Below are 15803 nucleotides of genomic sequence, written 5' to 3'. Positions count from 1 at the left end.
GGCGCAGCCATACGTCAATGAGTGGTGCCTCGGGCCCGGGAGTTCCCCCCCCGCAGGAGGCCCCTCGTGCACCCTCATCCCGGTCCGTCGTCCGAGTCAACCGCCATGGCAGGACGCCCCCTTGCCGAGCACGGGGAGGCCCCACCGCCGGCCGCGGACAGCGCGTCCGGCGTCCCCAAACGGTTGCCTTCGCTGACCGGTCTGCGCTTCGCCGCCGCGGTCGGGGTCCTCTATACGCACAGCAGGCTGATGATCGATCCGCATCTCGCCGAGACCCTCGGGCCCGAAGTGTGGCTGGGCGGAAGCGCGGTTTCGCTGTTCTTCATTCTCAGCGGCTATGTGCTGACGCACTCGGCCCGCCCGGGCGACACCGCACGCGCCTTCTGGCGTAGACGGGCCGCGAAGATCTTTCCCAATCACGTCCTCACCTGGTGTGTGGTGGTCGCCGCGCTGGCCTGTGGCGGTACGGCGGCCGTCAGGACGGGCTCCGGGATAGCAGCCGATCTGGCCAGCCTCTTCCTGGTGCACACCTGGGTCCCCAGCCACCTTTTCGTCTCCGCGGGCAACCCGGTTTCCTGGTCTCTCGCCGCCGAGATGTTCTTCTACTTCCTCTTCCCCGTACTGCTGCCCAGGGTCGAGCGGCTGTCGCCCCGTGGACTGCTGATCGGCGCGGCAACGGCGATCGCGGTCGTCTGGTCGTTGCCGTTGTTCTGTGCGCTCGTGGTCAACCCTGATGGTTCCTCCTTTCCCGAGTACTGGTTTCTGTACATGCTGCCGATCGTCCGGCTGCCCGAGTTCGTGCTCGGGATGATGGCGGCGCGGATCGCCTCGTCGGGCCTGCGGATCCCGCGGATGGGTGTGCTGCCGGCCGCGCTCGGTGTCATCAGCGCGGTCATCATGAACCCCGCGATTCTGCCGCAGCGCTTCCTGTACGCGGCCTCGACCGTGGCACCGCTCGTCATACTCGTGTACGCGACCGCGGAGCTGGATCTGCGCGACCGGCGCTCGCTGCTGCGCACCCGGCCCTGCGTGTTCCTCGGTGAACTCTCCTACGCCATGTACCTCGTGCACTTCCTGGTGCTGGGGCTGCTCTACCTGGGGCTGCGCGGGCACGGCTGGAGCAATCTCGGTGTGGTGCTGGTCGGCCTCCCCGTCGTCCTGCTGGCCTCATGGCTGCTGTACGCGGGGGTGGAGCGCCCCTGCGTGCGCCGGTTCTCCACACCACGTGCCCGTGCGCGCAACCGCACCCGTACGGCAGCGGCCTCGTGAACGCCGGACGGTGCCCCGGCCGGCCGCGACCGCGGCTGCCCCGCCCGGCCCTCCCCTCGCGGTGCGCGCTCGGAGCGGCGCACCGGCAGCCGGCCGCCCGTCCCGACCCGACGGTCCGGCTCGGTCTGCCGGCCGTACGGCCGAGGGATTCCAACCTCGCGTATCGCGTCCACCGTCCATACCGACAGCCACGCCCACGCCACCAGGACTACAGCTGAAAGGGGCTCCCCGTGACGAACAAGCGAAGCGAGCAGATCGCCGCCCACAGACCCCGCTACCAGGACGAGCTGGCACACGGGCTGGACCGGTTCTTCGATCCGGAGCGCGCCACCTGCCCCTGGTGCACCTCCGCCCGCCTGCGCCGCCGTCTGCGCACCACCAACCATCCCCAGCGCAAACCGGGGAACTTCGTACTCGACCAGTGCCGCAACTGCGGGCACGTATTCCAGAACCCCCGGCTGAGCGCGGACGGGCTGGATTTCTACTACCGCGACTGCTACGACGGCCTGGGAGAGGCAACGATGGCGCGGATGGCCGCCTCGCCCCTCGCGGTCAAGCTCTACCGGGCCCGCGCGCGGGCACTGCTCCCGTTCGGCCGCCCCGCACGCTGGCTGGACGTGGGTACCGGCCACGGCCACTTCTGCGCCGAGGCCCGGAGAATCCACCCGCGTACCGAATTCCACGGGCTCGACTGGGGCGAAGGCGTCGAGATCGGCGTACGCAACGGCCGGATCGCCCGTGCCTACCGGGGTTCCTTCGCCGGTCTGGCGGGCCAACTCACCTCTCAGTACGACGTGGTGAGCATGTACCACTACCTGGAACACACGCTGGCGCCACGGCAGGAGCTGGCCGCCGCGCATACGGCGCTGCGGCGCGGCGGGCACCTCCTGATCGAGGTACCCGACCCCCAGTCCGCCGCCGCCCGGTTACTCGGCCGCTGGTGGGGCCCCTGGCTCCAGCCACAGCATCTGCACCTCATCCCCCTGGACAACCTCTGCGGCGCGCTGACCGAGCAGGGCTTCACCGTGGTGGCCATCGACCGGCGGGAGCCGCACATCCCGACGGATCTGACCTCCGCGGCCGTGAACGTGCTCAACTGCGTGCTGCCGGGCGAGGATCTGCCGTGGCTGCCCAGAAAACCCGGCCCGGTCAGCCGCTGGGTCCGCAGGCTGGCCCTGCTGGCCGCCGCACCCGCCCTGCTCGTCCTCTTCGGAATGGACATCCTGCTCGCGCCGCTCACCCGGCGCACCCGTCTCTCCAACGCCTACCGGGTGATCGCCCGCCGGGACTGACGCGGCCGCCCTGCACAACCGTGCAGGAAGACAAGCGCTTTCGGCTCCACGGGACTGCGGCGGATAGCCCACCCGGGTGAAGCAGTACGTGGTCGGAATCGCCGGAACTCAGGGAACGGAACACTGCCGACTATGCACATCCTCATCGCTACCGCGGGGTCGCACGGCGACGTGGCTCCCTACACCGGCCTCGGTGCCCGGCTGCGGCAAGCCGGGCACCGGGTGGTAATGGCCACCCATGCCCGCTCGGCCGAAGCGGTCCGCCGAAGCGGCCTCGGATTCCGCCCGCTTCCGCTCGACCGGTACGCCGCCTCCGGCACGGATTCCCGGGAGGGAACCGGGCCGGGTAAGCGCGGCTCGGGGGCCGGTCTCACCAAGGTCGAACAGATAAAGCTGGCACGGGAGTTGGCGCCGGAGATGGCCGACGCGGTGACGGAGGCCTGTGCGGCGGGAGCCGAAGTCGTCTTGCTGTCCAGCGGTTTGGCGCCCCTGGGACTCGTGGCGGCGGAGGGTCTGGGACTGCCCAGCCTGGGTGTCTTCCTGCAACCCCTCGCGCCCACCCGGGAGTTTCCGCCGGTCATCTTCGACATGCCGTCGATGGGCCCCTTCGCCAACCGGACCGCCGCACGGTGCGCCGAGTCCCTGCTGACCCGGGCCTTCGCCACGGGCGTGCGCCACCTGGAGCGCCGGCTGGGCGTGTCTCCGGCCGCCCTCGAACGGCGGCGGGCCACCTGGCCCGTCCAGCACGGGTTCAGCCCGGTGGTCGTCCCCCGGCCCGCCGACTGGCGACGGGGAATGGAGGTGGCGGGCTACTGGTGGCCGTCGGAGAGCCCCGACTGGACACCGGAACCCCGGCTCGCGGACTTCCTGTCCTCCGGACCGCCACCGGTGTATGTGGGGTTCGGCAGTATGCAGCCCAGTGATCCGGAGCGGCTGGGTCGGCTCGTGGCCCGGGCCCTGAAACTCGCCGGAGTACGCGGTGTCGTCCAGGCCAGCTGGGCCGGCTTGTCCGTGGACGGGGACGATGTACTGACCGTGGGCGAGGTGCCGCACTCCTGGCTGTTCCCGAAGATGGCGGCCGTGGTCCATCACGCGGGTGCCGGCACCACGGCGGCCGGTCTGCGCGCGGGCGTCCCGGCGGTCCCGGTGCCGATGATGCTGGACCAGCCGTTCTGGGCGTCACGACTCACAGCACTCAGGGTCAGCCCTGGAAAGGTGCCGTTCCGGCAACTCTCCACGGAAAACCTGGCGGAGGCGCTGCGGAAGGCCGTGCACGACCCCCGGTACCGTCATCGCGCCCGGCAGGTCTCGGCGTTGATCGCCACCGAGGACGGGGCGGGCCGGGTCCTGACAGCCGTCGAGCAACTGGCGGGGCGGTGACAGAGGATGGCCGGGGCGGCCAGGCGCTCCGCCCCGACCCCACGTCACAGGCAACCGGCAACCGGCAACCGGCAACCGGCCCAGGATTCCCCTCAGTTGATGTCGTTCATAAAGCTCAGCATGCGGCTGTTGACCTGGGTGGCGTGGTCGATCTGCGGTCCGTGGCCGGTGTCGGCGATGATCTCGACGCGGGCGCCGGGCACCAGACGCGGGACGCGTTCCCGCTGCCGTTCCGGGTGCACCAGCAGGCTCCGCTTTCCCAGCAGCACATACAGCGGGGTACGGATACTGCGCAGTTCGGGCTCGGTGAGCGGGAGCGGAGCAGGGCGGCGGATGCGGTAGGCGCGAACGCCCAGCCGCACCATGGTCCGTAGTTCCGGCACCACCAGGACCGGCTGTTCGAGCCAGGCGGCGAGGCGTGGACGCAGCGCCTTCGGCGCGAAGGTGGCCAGCAGGCTGAGGAACACCCAGCCGAAGAACCGGACCCCCACCTTCTCCAGGCCGCCCGGGTCCAGCAGGGTCACCGAGGCCAGTCGGCCGGGGCGGTGCAGCGCCTGGTTCAGCGCGAGCCACCCGCCGTAGGAGGCCCCGACGAGGTGGACCCGGTCGAGCCCGAGGCCGTCGAGCGTCTCGTCCAGCCACTGGGCGGCGCGTTCGGGCTGATGGATGGGCTCGTGCTGCACGCTGCGGCCCGGATCGCCGACGGTGTCCACCGCATAGACCGGGCGCTCGGCGCTGAGTGCGGCGATGTTCGGATACCACTGCGATGAGTTGCCCCCGGCACCGTGCACCAGCACCACGGGGGTCCGGGCGGCGGCATCGGGGCCGGCCGGCCCGTACCGGTAGACGTGTGTGGTCCCGAAGCGGGTCGCCACCGCCAACTCCCCCTGTGGGGCCGGTCCCAGCGCATAGACCGCGTCACATGCGGCGAAGTACCGGTCGCGCAGGGCCTCGTTCACATAGCGGCCGACCGCTGGATCACGGTCGCGCGTCTTGGTTTCAGGCACGGCAGGCCCCCTCCGGACATCAGGTTTAGTGGTACCACCGTACCACCAAGATGATACAGCGGTATCATGAAACGGTCCGACCGGCCGGACGCAACGAACTGAGCGGAGGGCAAGGGCTGATGCCGAAGCGGGTGGACCACGAGGAGCGGCGTGCGCAGATCACCGAGGCGCTGGTCCGGGTGGCGGCGCGGCAAGGACTGCACGCCGTCGGGATGCGCGATGTGGCCGCCGAGGCGGGGGTGTCCCTGCGGCTGGTGCAGTACTACTTCGAGACCAAGGAAAAGCTGCTGCTCCATGGCCTCCAGTGGCTGACCACCGGACTCAGCAGCCGAATCGCCGACCGGGTCCGGGCCGCCGGGGAAGCGCCGGGGCCGCGCGCGGTGATCGAGGCCGTGCTCCTCGAATCGCTGCCCACCGACGAGGAGAGCCGGGCCTTTCACCTCGTCCACACCGCCTACGCCGTGCTGGCGGTGACGGACGAGGCACTGGCCGCGCAGCCGTTCATCGACGGCCCCGATGCCGCCGAGGACGTGCTCGCCGACCAGCTGGAACGGGCGCGCGAGGCCGGACTCACCCCACCCGGCCTGGACGTCCGTACCGAGGCGATCAGCCTGCTCGCCCTGTCGGCGGGCCTCGGCACCAGCGTCCTGGTCGGCCAACGCCCCCCGGAGGCCGCCACGGCGATCCTCCGCCATCACCTGGACCGACTCTTCCCGAACGGGAGCTGAGCCCACGGCACACCGCAGCCCGCCCCGCCGTCGCCAGGTGCGCCACGGCCGCGGCGGTCTGCGGCGGAGCCTCGTAGGCTGCGCCGGAGCCGGCTCCCACGAGGAAGGACCCTGTATGACCGAGGCGTTGACCTCACCACTCATCACCGCCATCTACGAGGACCGGGCGGGCACGGTGGCGGCGCTCCTGCGACAGGGTGCCTCCCCGTCCGTGCCGGACGCCGACGGAAAGACGCCGTTGTACCTGGCTGCCGTCTCGGGGCAGGCGGAACTGGTGCGACTGCTGCTCGAAGCCGGAGCCACCCCCGATACGGAGAGCAGGGGGGAGCCGGGAAGCGAGGGGCTGCCGCTGTGTGCGGCGGCCTGCTGGGGCCATGAGGAGGTGGTGCGCGCTCTGCTCGCCCACGGCGCCGATCCCAACCTCAGGGAAGACGACGGCACTTCCTACACCCCCTTGATGTGGGCGGCCGAGAACGGCCACCACCGGACCGCTCGGCTCCTGCTGGAAGGACAGGCCGATCCGGACGCCGGCCACCGCGGCCGGACCCCGTTGATGGCGGCGGCCGAGCGGGGATCGATCGCGGTCGCACGGGCCCTGTTGCGCCACGGCGCCAGCCCGCAGCTCACCGACGCACAGGGCCGGACGGCGTGGCACCTGGCCCGCGCGGAGAGCGGCAAGGACGTCGAAAGTGAGCTGCGCCGGAAGGCGGGCGCGCCCCCGGACAGCCGGTGCGAGGTCCAGCGCAGCCCCCGTCCCGAGGGCACCGAATTGGTCGAGCTCATTGTCCACGCGCCGGACGGAACGCACGCGGCCGAGTACCACCGGGAGACGGGGCACGCCGCCATTGTGGCGCTGCTGGAGGAGAACGCGCCGGATTGAGGCGGGCCGGCCCGGGGGCGCACACGATTCCTGTCACGCCCCGGTCGATGTTTTCGGGACCGTCCCCCATCCTGCGATTTCGCGCCCATCGACCACATCTATAGGATTTCTGCTTTTCTCCGGCTTGTGCCTGCATTGTGTAAAACCGTGGGCTTTGGCGGGATGGAGTGAGCGCCAGAGGTGCATGGTCATTCCTGCCCGGCCAACGGCGGGGCAGCCCACATCACGGCTATGCAGAAAGGCATGATCCGCAATGATTGACGGGTTCAAGCGCGCCCTTGCTCTCGGCGCCGCCACCGTGGCCCTCGCCGGAGGCGCGGCCTTCTCCTCGGTGGGGGTCGCCTCGGCCACGCCGTCGCACCACGGCGACCACTCCGCCACGAAGCATGTCGACCGGGACCGGTGTCATATGGTCCGCGGGCACTGGGTCCGGGTCTGGCACCCGGCCTGGCGTGACCGGCACGGCCACCGCCACCCGGGCCACTGGACGCGGACGTGGCACCGCGGCCACCTGGTGTGCCACAGACACTGATCGCGGCGCCCCCAGCAGTTCCCAGGCCCCCGAGCCGATCACCGGCTCGGGGGCCCTCTGCCGTGACGCCGGAATGTCGGTTCGGCGTTCAGTGCACGCCGTGCGGCCGGAACTGGATGCTGATTCGCGGCCCGGCGGCTCGGGCGGTCTTGGGGATCGCATGTTCCCAAGTCCGCTGGCAGGAGCCGCCCATCACGAGCAGATCGCCGTGCCCGAGCGGGTGCCGTATCGAGCCGCCGCCGCGCCGCGGTCGCAGCAGCAGATCGCGCGGCGCACCTACGGACAGGATCGCGACCATCGTGTCCTCCCGTTTGCCGCGGCCGATCCGGTCGCCGTGCCAGGCCACGCTGTCGTGGCCGTCCCGGTAGTAGCAGAGGCCGGCCGTGGTGAACGGTTCGCCGAGCTCGGTGGCGTAGTGGGCGGAGAGGGCGTCCCTCGCCTCGTCCAGGACGGGGTGCGGCAGGGCATCGTCGGCCCGGTAGAAGGAGAGCAGTCGCGGTACGTCCACCACCTGCTCATACATCCGCCGGCGCTCGGCCTGCCAAGGGACCTCCGTCGCGAGCTGCTCGAACAGCGCGTCCGCCCCGCTCAGCCACCCGGGCAGCAGATCGATCCAGGCACCGTCGCCGAGCTCGGACCGGCGTATCCCGCGCAGCGGACCGAGCCGGACCTCGTCGGTCTGGTCGAAGAGCGAGCCCTGAAGATGCCTGGCCATGCCGCAAGGGTACGCCTTAATCGAATACATGTTCTGGTGTGGTGGATAAGTGCTTCGAGGGGGCGCCGCATCGGGGCCAGGGCCGGTGCCGCTCACGGCAGGGCCGGTGCGTGACCGCCCGCCTGCCGACGGGCCCGGGCCCTAGGATGCCGATCATGACCGATTCGCCCACGCCTCACATAGAGATCAACGGCCGTGCCACCGAGGCCGATCCCCTGCTGTTCGAGATGCTGAGCGGCCAGGGGCATTTCACGGCCATGCAGGTCAGGGGAGGCCGGGTACGCGGGCTGGATCTCCATCTGCGGCGGCTGGACGCGGCCACCCGTGAGCTCTTCGGTGTGGAGCTGGACGGCGAAGTGGTCCGCGGCAGGATCCGCCATGCCCTGCGGGAACGGAGCCACGACGCAGCCGTCCGCGTCTACGTCTACCGTCCCGAGCCCGGCGACGGACCGGTCACGGTGATCACCGTCCGTCCCCCGGTCCCCGAGCCCGAGGCCGCGCAGCGGCTGCGCAGTGTCGCCTACCAGCGGCCCGCGGCCCATCTCAAGCATCTCGGCGGCTTCGGGCAGCGGTACCACCGGGACCGGGTACAGCAGGAGGGGTACGACGAGGCGCTTCTGGTGGCGCCGGACGGTGCGGTGGCCGAGGGCGCGATCACCAACATCGGCTTCATCGAGGGCGCGACGGTGGTCTGGCCCGACGCGCCTGCCCTGCAGGGCACCACCATGCTGGTGCTCCGGCGGGAACTGGACCGGGCCGGGATCTCCTGGGCACAACGGCCGGTCCACACCGTCGATCTGGCCTCCTTCGACGGGGCGTTCGTCTGCAACTCCCAAGGGGTGGCCGCCGTCTCGGCGATCGACAACACTCGGTATTCGGCAGACACGGAGCTGGTGCGGACGGTGCGGAGTCTGTACGGGGCCGCCCCGTGGGACGAGATCTGATCACCGCCGCGCAACGTCCCGAAGCGAGGCGGCCGACTCCTCGTCCGCCGACTCGATCACCTTGCCTGCCGTGTGTGCCCCGGCGCATACCGTCCGCAAGCCAGGGCACTCATCGACGGGCGGCCCTTGCCCGGGTGGGGCGCCAGGAGCAGGCTGAACGTATGGGCAATGGAGAGGGCCCCACCCTCATCACCTCCGTCCAGCGAGCCTTCCGGCTGATGGAGGCGGTCGGCGCGCACGAGTGCGGTGCGCCGGCGAAGCAGCTGGCACGGGAGACGGGGCTGCCCTTGGCCACCACGTACCACCTGCTGCGCACGCTGGCGCACGACGGATACATCCGGAAGCTGAACGACGGCGGTTTCGTCCTGGGCGAGAAGCTGACCACGCTGCATGCCGGCGGACGGGGCCAGGCCCTGCTGAGCCGGGTCCGTCCCGCGCTGGCGGCGCTGCGCGACGAGCTCTCGGCCGCCGCTTACCTGACCTTCTACGAGGACGGCGAGATCCGGGTCGCCGAGATCGTCGACGGCCCACGGGCACCGCGGGTGGATCTCTGGGTGGGCTTCGAGGACGCCGGGCACGCCACGGCGCTGGGCAAATGCGTGCTGAGCGAGTTGGACGACGAGGCCCGCGACGACTACCTCGCACGGCATCCCCTCGCCGATCTCACCCCGCGCACCATCACCGGCCGCGCCGAACTCCTCCGACGGCTCGGCACGACGCCCCTGACACCGGCGGTGACGGACATGGAGGAGTACGCCCTCGGGACATTCTGCGTCGCGGTACCGGTGTACAGCGGTGAAACGCTCGGCGCCCTCGGCGTCTCCCTCCGGGCGGACCGAATCGCCCGCATCAACGAGATCCGGAACCGGCTGATTCCGACCGCGGGCCGCGTGACCAGGGGACTGTCGCTCACTATCTGAAATCCCGGTCCTTGCGGCCGCCCCTCTGCACCCGTTTCCTAGATGAAACGGACATTTAGGCACGTAAGTGCCATGAGCAGGGAAGCGAGCCGCGGACGAGGATGCGCCCAGCCCGAATCCACCACCACGACCGCCGGCCGCAGTGGCAGCTTGCGCATCCGTTCTCCGCGCTGTGGAGGGCTGCCCGGCGTGCTGCCCCGCCGCGGGGCGAGGTACCGTCCGGCGGCGCGGGCGTCCGCCGGCACTTCGCCTCCGTAGTACCGGTTCTGATCATCGCGGCCGTCGCGCTCCTCGCCCTGACGGGCGGTACCGGGATGAGCTGGCTGCCGCTGCTCGCCGTCGGCCCCGCGCTGGCGGCCGCGACCAGCGGTCCGTGGGGGGTGCTCCGGATCGGTGCGCTGGCCGTGGGACTGGGCGCGGCCATCGCGATCCATGCCGGGACGTCGGACCGTGAGCTGGCGATCGTGCTGTCCGCACTGTCCGCCGTGACCCTGGCCAGCAGTCTGGCCGCGACCCTGCGCAGGCGTCGTGAGCAGGTACTGGCCGCGGTCCGCTCGGTCGCCGAGGCCGCGCAGCACGCCTTCCTCAAGCCGGTCCCCGCGACCGTGGGGCCCTTCCAGGCGGCGGTACGGTACAGCGCCGCCGCGGCCGAGGCGCGGATCGGCGGAGACCTGTACGCACTGGTGCCCACGCCCTACGGCATCCGGCTCATCGTCGGCGACGTACGCGGCAAAGGGCTGCCGGCGGTCGGCGTCGCCGCCCTGGTCCTGGGGGTCTTCCGGGAGGCGGCCTACGACGAGCCGGATCTCCTCGATGTCGTCCACCGCATCGAACGGAGCCTGGCGCGCAACCTCGGCCCGGACGACTTCGTCACCGCGGTGATCGCCGGCTACCCCGACGCCGACCGGATGGAGCTGGTCAACTGCGGGCATGCCGCTCCACTGCTGGCCCAGGGCTCGGCCGTGCTGCCCGTGGAGCCTGCCCGGCCGACCCCGCCGCTCGGTCTGCGGGCCCTGGCCGACGAGTCCCCGATCCTCCAGGAAGTAGCGCTGGCCGACGGAAACCAGCTGCTCTTCTACACCGACGGCGTGACCGAGGCCCGCGACCACGAGCGGGAGTTCTATCCGCTCAGTGAGCGGCTGGCCGTGCATCTCTCGGAGGAGCCGTCCCGCACGCTCGCCGCGCTCCATGAGGATCTGCTCACGCATGTGGGCGGAGAGCTCCATGACGACGCCGCGATGCTGCTGCTCCGGAAGCCGGCTGTCGCCCCGGTGGGACCAGTGGGGTCGGCGGGGTCGGCGGGGTCGGTGGGGTCGGTGGGGTCGAATGCCGTCGATGAGCCGGTCGGTCAGTGCCCTTCCCGGCCAGTGGCCTCCGAGTAGGACGTGGGATGGGAGCAGGGCAGGCCTTGGGCCTCGTTCTCAGGGCCAGGGGTCTGGTCGGTAGGACGGCGGTGGCGTGGCCAGGGACGCCGGGCCGCGGCCGCCCCGGTCACCCCGGTCGCCCTGGTCGCCCTGGTCGCCCCGGTCAACAGGAAGGTGAGGGGTGAGCTGAGTACAGTCGTTGACGTCGATCATGTCGAGCGTCGCGACCGGCGGGCGGCGCCGTAATGGAGGGCACCTCAGATGTCGAAACCACCGCTTCCCGATGCGGCAGTCAGCATGGTGGGGAAGGCGAATCCGGCGGTCATCACGACGCTGCGCGCGGACGGGCAGCCGGTCTCGACGGCCACCTGGTACCTCTGGGACAACGGCCGGGTGCTGGTCAACATGGATGAAGGCCGCAAACGGCTGGCGCACCTCCGCAACGATCCCCGGGTCACGCTCACCGTGCTGGACGAGGGCAACTGGTACACGCACCTCAGCCTCATCGGCCACGTCGCCGAAATCCTCGCCGACGACGCGCTCACCGATATCGACCGACTGGCGCAGCACTACCTCGGCAAGCCGTACCCGCAGCGGGACCGCCGTCGGGTCAGCGCCTGGATCGAGATCGACCGCTGGCACGGCTGGGGCAGCTTGAAGGACAGCAGCCAGGCCGGGTGACCACGGGCGGGACCGGCGCGGCGCGGCGTGGACGCGCGACCTGGCGGCACCTGCCCTGGTCTCCGGCCACTTCCTCGTCCCGCCTCTGAGCCACCGTCACGACGGGCGCTTCATTCCTCGACGAGCAGTGCCTCGCGCAGAGTGGTGCAGGCGCGGGTCAGCAGGCGTGAGACATGCATCTGGGAGAGGCCGAGCTCCTCGCCGATCTCGGCCTGTGTCATCTCGGCCCCGAAGCGCAGTTGGAGGAGGGTGCGGTCGCGGTCGTTGAGCTTGGCCAGGTGGGGCTTGAGGGCCTGGATGTCCTCAGCGAGGCCGAGGGCGGGGTCCTCGGCGCCGATGAGGTCGGCGACGAAACCGGTCTGCTGCTTGCCGCCACCGCCGGCCTGGATGGGCCGGTCGATGGAGTCGCTGTCATAGCCGTTGCAAGCCACCAAGCCCTCTTCCACCTCGCTCTCGGGCATGTCGAGGTGGTCGGCGAGCTCCGCGACGGACGGCTCGTGGCTGCCCTCCCCCTCCAGCTCCTCGCGGGCCCGGGCGAGGTCGATCCGGAGCTCCTGGAGGCGCCGCGGCACCCGCACCGACCACGTGGTGTCGCGGAAGAACCGCTTGATCTCGCCCTGGATGTACGGGACGGCCAGCGTGGTGAACTCCACCTCACGGGAAGGCTCGTAGCGGTCGATCGCCTTGATCAGACCGATCGTCCCGACCTGGAGGACGTCCTCCAGGGATTCCCTGCGGCTGGAGAAACGGCGGGCGACATAGCGCACCAGGGAGAGGTTCATCTCGATGAGGGTGTTCCGCACGTACTGGTACTCGGGCGTGCCCTCCTCCACCGTCTCCAGCCGCGCGAGGAAGAGCTTGGACAACTCCCGTGCGTCGGCCGGGGCGACGCGCTGCGGCGCCTCGATGTGCGGCAGCACCGCCGGAGCCGGAACGGCACCCACCTTCGACGTGGTCTCCGGCTCCATTCCGGCCGCCATGGTGCTGTTGGTCCTCATGCTCTGGCTCCCGCCTTGTTGCTGAGCCCCCGTCGCACGCTCCCCTACCCGTGGCTGACACATGCATGTCCACTCGTTCCGGTGCGTTGTCCCGGGGCGGGCGGTGGCGACCGGTGTGGCCGGTGAGCTCAGGCGGCGGGCTCCGTTCCCCCGGCGGGAAGTATCGGTGGGCAACCAACTGGCCGCGGTTTGCCTGACGTTGGAGATCCCCGGAGTCCGCCCCTCCTCCAACTGAGAGCTGCGGACGCACGCGATCGACCAGCTGAGTCGCTCGCCGGCGCCCCCGCTGCGGAGACCTCGCCAAAAATTCTTGTTGCTTCTGCGGCGGCGCCGTGACAGCATTCTTAATGCAACTGATGTAGCAGTAATGGCTTGGACTCTGGCCGGCCCTGCTCCGACACCGCCGCTCCCGCAGGTACGCCCGCCCGCTCCCCTACCCCCGACCACAGCCCCGCGACCGGCGCCCGGCACCCCGTTGAAAGGACCCGCCCCACCGATGACCCGACGTACCGCCTCGTTCCAGCAGATCCCCGTCTCCGACGCGGACGCGGGCCCGTATGCGCTCACCACCGGGCCGGATGGCGCCCTGTGGTGCACCTTGGTTCACGCGGGGCAGCTCGCCCGCCTGACCCCGGACGGCCAACTCGACCGCTACGCACTCGACTCCGCGTCCTGCGGGCCGTCCGTCATCACCTCAGGCCCCGACGGCGCCTTGTGGTTCACCCGAAGCCGGGACCATCGGATCGGACGGATCACCGTGACCGGCGAGGTGAGCTCGTTCCCCCTCCCCACTCCGGGCGGTGGCCCCTTCGGCATGGTGTCCGCGCCCGATGGAGCGCTGTGGTTCACCCAGCTGCACGGCGACCGCATCGGCCGGATCACCACGGACGGCCGGGTGACGGAATATCCCCTGCCGCTCAGCGGCGCGTTCCCCTCAGCCATCACCACCGGGCCCGACGACGCCCTGTGGTTCACCCTCAATCAAGCGCATGCGATCGGTCGCATCGGCTTCGACGGGGACATCACCCTCCACCCCCTCCCCACCGAGAACGCCGCGCCGGTCGGGATCACCTGCGGCGGGGACGGCGCACTCTGGTTCGTGGAGATAGGCGCCGGCCGGATAGGCCGGATCACCACCGACGGCCGGATCGACGAGTTCCCCCTCCCGGACCCCGCGTCCCGGCCCCACGCGATCGTCGCCGGACCGGCCGGTGACTGCTGGTTCACCGAATGGGGAGCCAATCGCGTCGGGTCCATCACCGGTGACGGCCACATCGAGGAGTACGACCTGCCGATCGCCTCGTCCGAACCGCATGGACTGGCCTTCGGGCCGGACGGTGCGCTCTACGTGGCGCTGGAGATCGGAGCGGTTGCCAGGCTGGCGCTCTAGGAGGGAGCGAGGGGTCCACCTCTGCCTGCTGCCCGCTGCCTGCGGCGGCGTCGGCAGAGCCGCCTGCGGGCGATGTATCAAGGAACTGGTGACCTTGTCACCGCACCCGGTCGCGGCGTGAGCGACGCATCGCTTCCGGTCACTCAACGCCCACCGGCCGCAACCCGGAGGGGTCGCTCCGGTGCCGTACCGCGGTGTCGCTGTCGGCGAGCTCCGTCCGGGTGTCACCATCGACAGCACAGGCATCGCCACTGGCCGCAGGGACAGCCGAGGTGCCGCGGAAGGGACAGCCCCGGACGGCCCGCCGGGGCCGACGCCCGAGGAAAGGTGCCTCTATGAGCAGTCCTGCCGCCCGGGGACGGATGCTGGGTGACCTTATTGCCGCGAGCCATGTGGTCACCCTGGAGCAGTTCCCGGACCTGGTCGCCAAGCACGCGGCCAAGGTCGGCTGGCTTGATGTGCAGATCTACCTCGCCGATCTCCAGCAGGTCATTCTGTGCCGGCTCGGCGGGCAGGCATGCGGTTCCGGAGGGGAGTCGGAGTCGGCGCCGGACGCGGTGCGGGTGGAGGGCACGCTCGCCGGCCGGGCGTTCCAGACAGGGGGCATCGTCGCCGGCGGCACCTCCGAGGCGGGCCAGTGGTGGGTGCCGATGCTCGACGGCACCGAACGGCTGGGGGTGCTGCGCGCCACCGCCGCCCCGGACACCGAGATGGACGCCCAAGCGGCCCAGGACCTGCGCAACCTCGGCGGGCTGATCGCCCTGATGACGGTCAGCAAGCGAGGGGGGAGCGACACCTACGCCCGGCTGGTACGGCGCCGGAGGATGAATGTGGCCGCGGAGATGGAGTGGCGCGTCATGCCGCCGCGGACCTTCGCCACCGACCGGGTGCTGATCAGTGCGGTGATGGAACCCGCCTATGAGGTCAGCGGCGATGTGTTCGACTACGCCGTCGCCGAGGAGACCGTCCACCTGGCGCTCTTCGACGCCATGGGCCACGACACGGCCGCCGGACTGACCGCGAACCTCGCGCTCGCCGCCAGCCGTAACCACCGCCGGCAGGACTGCGGCATCCTGGAGATCGCCGAGGCGGTGGAACGGGCCCTGGTGGAGCAGTTCAGCTCGGACCGCTTCGCCACCGGCATCCTCGCCGAGCTGGACGCCGGCACCGGAGCGCTGACCTGGACCAGCCTGGGGCACCCACCGCCGGTCATCATCCGCAACGGGCGTACGGCCGTGACCCTGTCCTGCTCGCCCGCCCCTCCCATGGGCACCGACCTGGGTGTGCCGCCCACACTCTGCCGGGACCAGCTGGAACCCGGCGACCGGCTGCTGCTCTATACCGACGGCATCACCGAGGCCCGTGATCACAGGGGACATGAATTCGGCCTGGAGAGCTTCACCGACTTCCTGATCCAGCACCATGCCGACGGACTGCCCGTACCGGAGACGCTGCGCCGGCTGATCCGGCGTCATCTCGCCTACCACCACGGGCGGCTCGAGGACGACGCCACCGTGCTGGTGCTGGAGTGGAGTGGCCCCACCCCGTACCGCCCCGCCCGTGTCGAGGCCCTCGCCGGTCTCCCCGAGCACACCACCCCCGCCACCGCCCTGCCCACCCCGTGGACGACGCACGACACGGACGCCCCATGACGCGGTCCGCGCCGGGGGTACCGTCGCGGCGGCGCGGGACGATGACGGCGT

Annotated in this window: 15 protein-coding genes; 12 read left to right on the top strand and 3 right to left on the bottom strand. The window is 70.9% G+C overall.

Annotation, left to right across the window (positions count from 1 at the left end; all coding sequences use genetic code 11):
- The first annotated feature begins 105 nt into the window (after positions 1 to 105).
- From CP981_RS36655 to CP981_RS36645, 3 genes are all read left to right on the top strand, one after another.
- The gene (locus CP981_RS36655; protein WP_244329962.1) at positions 106 to 1269 is read left to right on the top strand and encodes an acyltransferase family protein; all 1164 of its coding nucleotides are present in this window, start codon (positions 106 to 108) and stop codon (positions 1267 to 1269) included.
- Between the two features lie 230 nt (positions 1270 to 1499).
- Complete coding sequence (locus CP981_RS36650; protein WP_085927162.1) at positions 1500 to 2561, top strand: class I SAM-dependent methyltransferase; 1062 nt, start codon at positions 1500 to 1502, stop codon at positions 2559 to 2561.
- A 132-nt stretch (positions 2562 to 2693) separates the two neighbouring features.
- The gene (locus tag CP981_RS36645; RefSeq protein WP_085927161.1) at positions 2694 to 3941 is read left to right on the top strand and encodes a glycosyltransferase; all 1248 of its coding nucleotides are present in this window, start codon (positions 2694 to 2696) and stop codon (positions 3939 to 3941) included.
- A 92-nt stretch (positions 3942 to 4033) separates the two neighbouring features.
- Here the strand turns inward: CP981_RS36645 and CP981_RS36640 are convergent, their stop codons facing one another.
- Entirely contained in the window at positions 4034 to 4948 is a 915-nt protein-coding gene (locus CP981_RS36640; RefSeq protein ID WP_085927160.1) for an alpha/beta fold hydrolase, read from the bottom strand.
- A 119-nt stretch (positions 4949 to 5067) separates the two neighbouring features.
- On the opposite strand from CP981_RS36640, the gene CP981_RS36635 reads away from it, so the two are divergent.
- The 3 genes from CP981_RS36635 (at position 5068) to CP981_RS36625 (ending at position 7088) form a co-directional block, all read left to right on the top strand.
- Positions 5068 to 5676 carry a TetR/AcrR family transcriptional regulator gene (locus tag CP981_RS36635; RefSeq protein ID WP_085927159.1) on the top strand — a complete coding sequence of 203 codons (609 nt, stop codon included), beginning with the start codon at positions 5068 to 5070 and terminating at the stop codon, positions 5674 to 5676.
- A 115-nt stretch (positions 5677 to 5791) separates the two neighbouring features.
- Positions 5792 to 6556 carry an ankyrin repeat domain-containing protein gene (locus CP981_RS36630; protein WP_085927158.1) on the top strand — a complete coding sequence of 255 codons (765 nt, stop codon included), beginning with the start codon at positions 5792 to 5794 and terminating at the stop codon, positions 6554 to 6556.
- 253 nt (positions 6557 to 6809) lie between these two features.
- Complete coding sequence (locus tag CP981_RS36625) at positions 6810 to 7088, top strand: hypothetical protein (protein WP_085927157.1); 279 nt, start codon at positions 6810 to 6812, stop codon at positions 7086 to 7088.
- Between the two features lie 88 nt (positions 7089 to 7176).
- On the opposite strand, the gene CP981_RS36620 is transcribed toward CP981_RS36625, so the two are convergent.
- Positions 7177 to 7803, bottom strand: a complete 627-nt coding sequence (locus tag CP981_RS36620; RefSeq protein WP_085927156.1) for an alpha-ketoglutarate-dependent dioxygenase AlkB — start codon at positions 7801 to 7803, stop codon at positions 7177 to 7179.
- Positions 7804 to 7958: 155 nt separating this feature from the next.
- Between CP981_RS36620 and CP981_RS36615 the strand changes: the two genes are divergently transcribed.
- The 4 genes from CP981_RS36615 to CP981_RS36600 all read left to right on the top strand — a co-directional run bounded on the left by CP981_RS36615 (position 7959) and on the right by CP981_RS36600 (position 11712).
- Positions 7959 to 8747 carry an aminotransferase class IV gene (locus CP981_RS36615; protein ID WP_085927155.1) on the top strand — a complete coding sequence of 263 codons (789 nt, stop codon included), beginning with the start codon at positions 7959 to 7961 and terminating at the stop codon, positions 8745 to 8747.
- Between the two features lie 161 nt (positions 8748 to 8908).
- Positions 8909 to 9667, top strand: coding sequence for an IclR family transcriptional regulator (locus tag CP981_RS36610; RefSeq protein WP_085927154.1), 759 nt, complete (start codon positions 8909 to 8911; stop codon positions 9665 to 9667).
- Between the two features lie 101 nt (positions 9668 to 9768).
- Positions 9769 to 11049: a PP2C family protein-serine/threonine phosphatase gene (locus tag CP981_RS36605; RefSeq protein WP_244329961.1), complete on the top strand. Its 1281-nt coding sequence runs from the start codon at positions 9769 to 9771 to the stop codon at positions 11047 to 11049.
- Positions 11050 to 11292: 243 nt separating this feature from the next.
- Positions 11293 to 11712, top strand: coding sequence for a PPOX class F420-dependent oxidoreductase (locus CP981_RS36600; RefSeq protein WP_085927153.1), 420 nt, complete (start codon positions 11293 to 11295; stop codon positions 11710 to 11712).
- 110 nt (positions 11713 to 11822) lie between these two features.
- Here CP981_RS36600 and CP981_RS36595 read toward each other — a convergent pair whose 3' ends face one another.
- Positions 11823 to 12710 (bottom strand): SigB/SigF/SigG family RNA polymerase sigma factor, encoded by an 888-nt coding sequence (locus tag CP981_RS36595; protein WP_425282196.1) that lies wholly within the window; start codon positions 12708 to 12710, stop codon positions 11823 to 11825.
- A gap of 496 nt (positions 12711 to 13206) precedes the next feature.
- On the opposite strand from CP981_RS36595, the gene CP981_RS36590 reads away from it, so the two are divergent.
- On the top strand, positions 13207 to 14100 hold the full coding sequence (locus CP981_RS36590) for a Vgb family protein (protein WP_085928670.1): 894 nt from the start codon (positions 13207 to 13209) through the stop codon (positions 14098 to 14100).
- 362 nt (positions 14101 to 14462) lie between these two features.
- Positions 14463 to 15752 (top strand): PP2C family protein-serine/threonine phosphatase, encoded by a 1290-nt coding sequence (locus tag CP981_RS36585; RefSeq protein WP_085928671.1) that lies wholly within the window; start codon positions 14463 to 14465, stop codon positions 15750 to 15752.
- The last annotated feature ends 51 nt before the right edge of the window (positions 15753 to 15803 follow it).

Origin of the sequence: Streptomyces platensis (assembly GCF_008704855.1) — a bacterium.
GTDB lineage: Bacteria > Actinomycetota > Actinomycetes > Streptomycetales > Streptomycetaceae > Streptomyces > Streptomyces platensis.
This window is presented reverse-complemented; position numbering and strand designations above follow the sequence as displayed.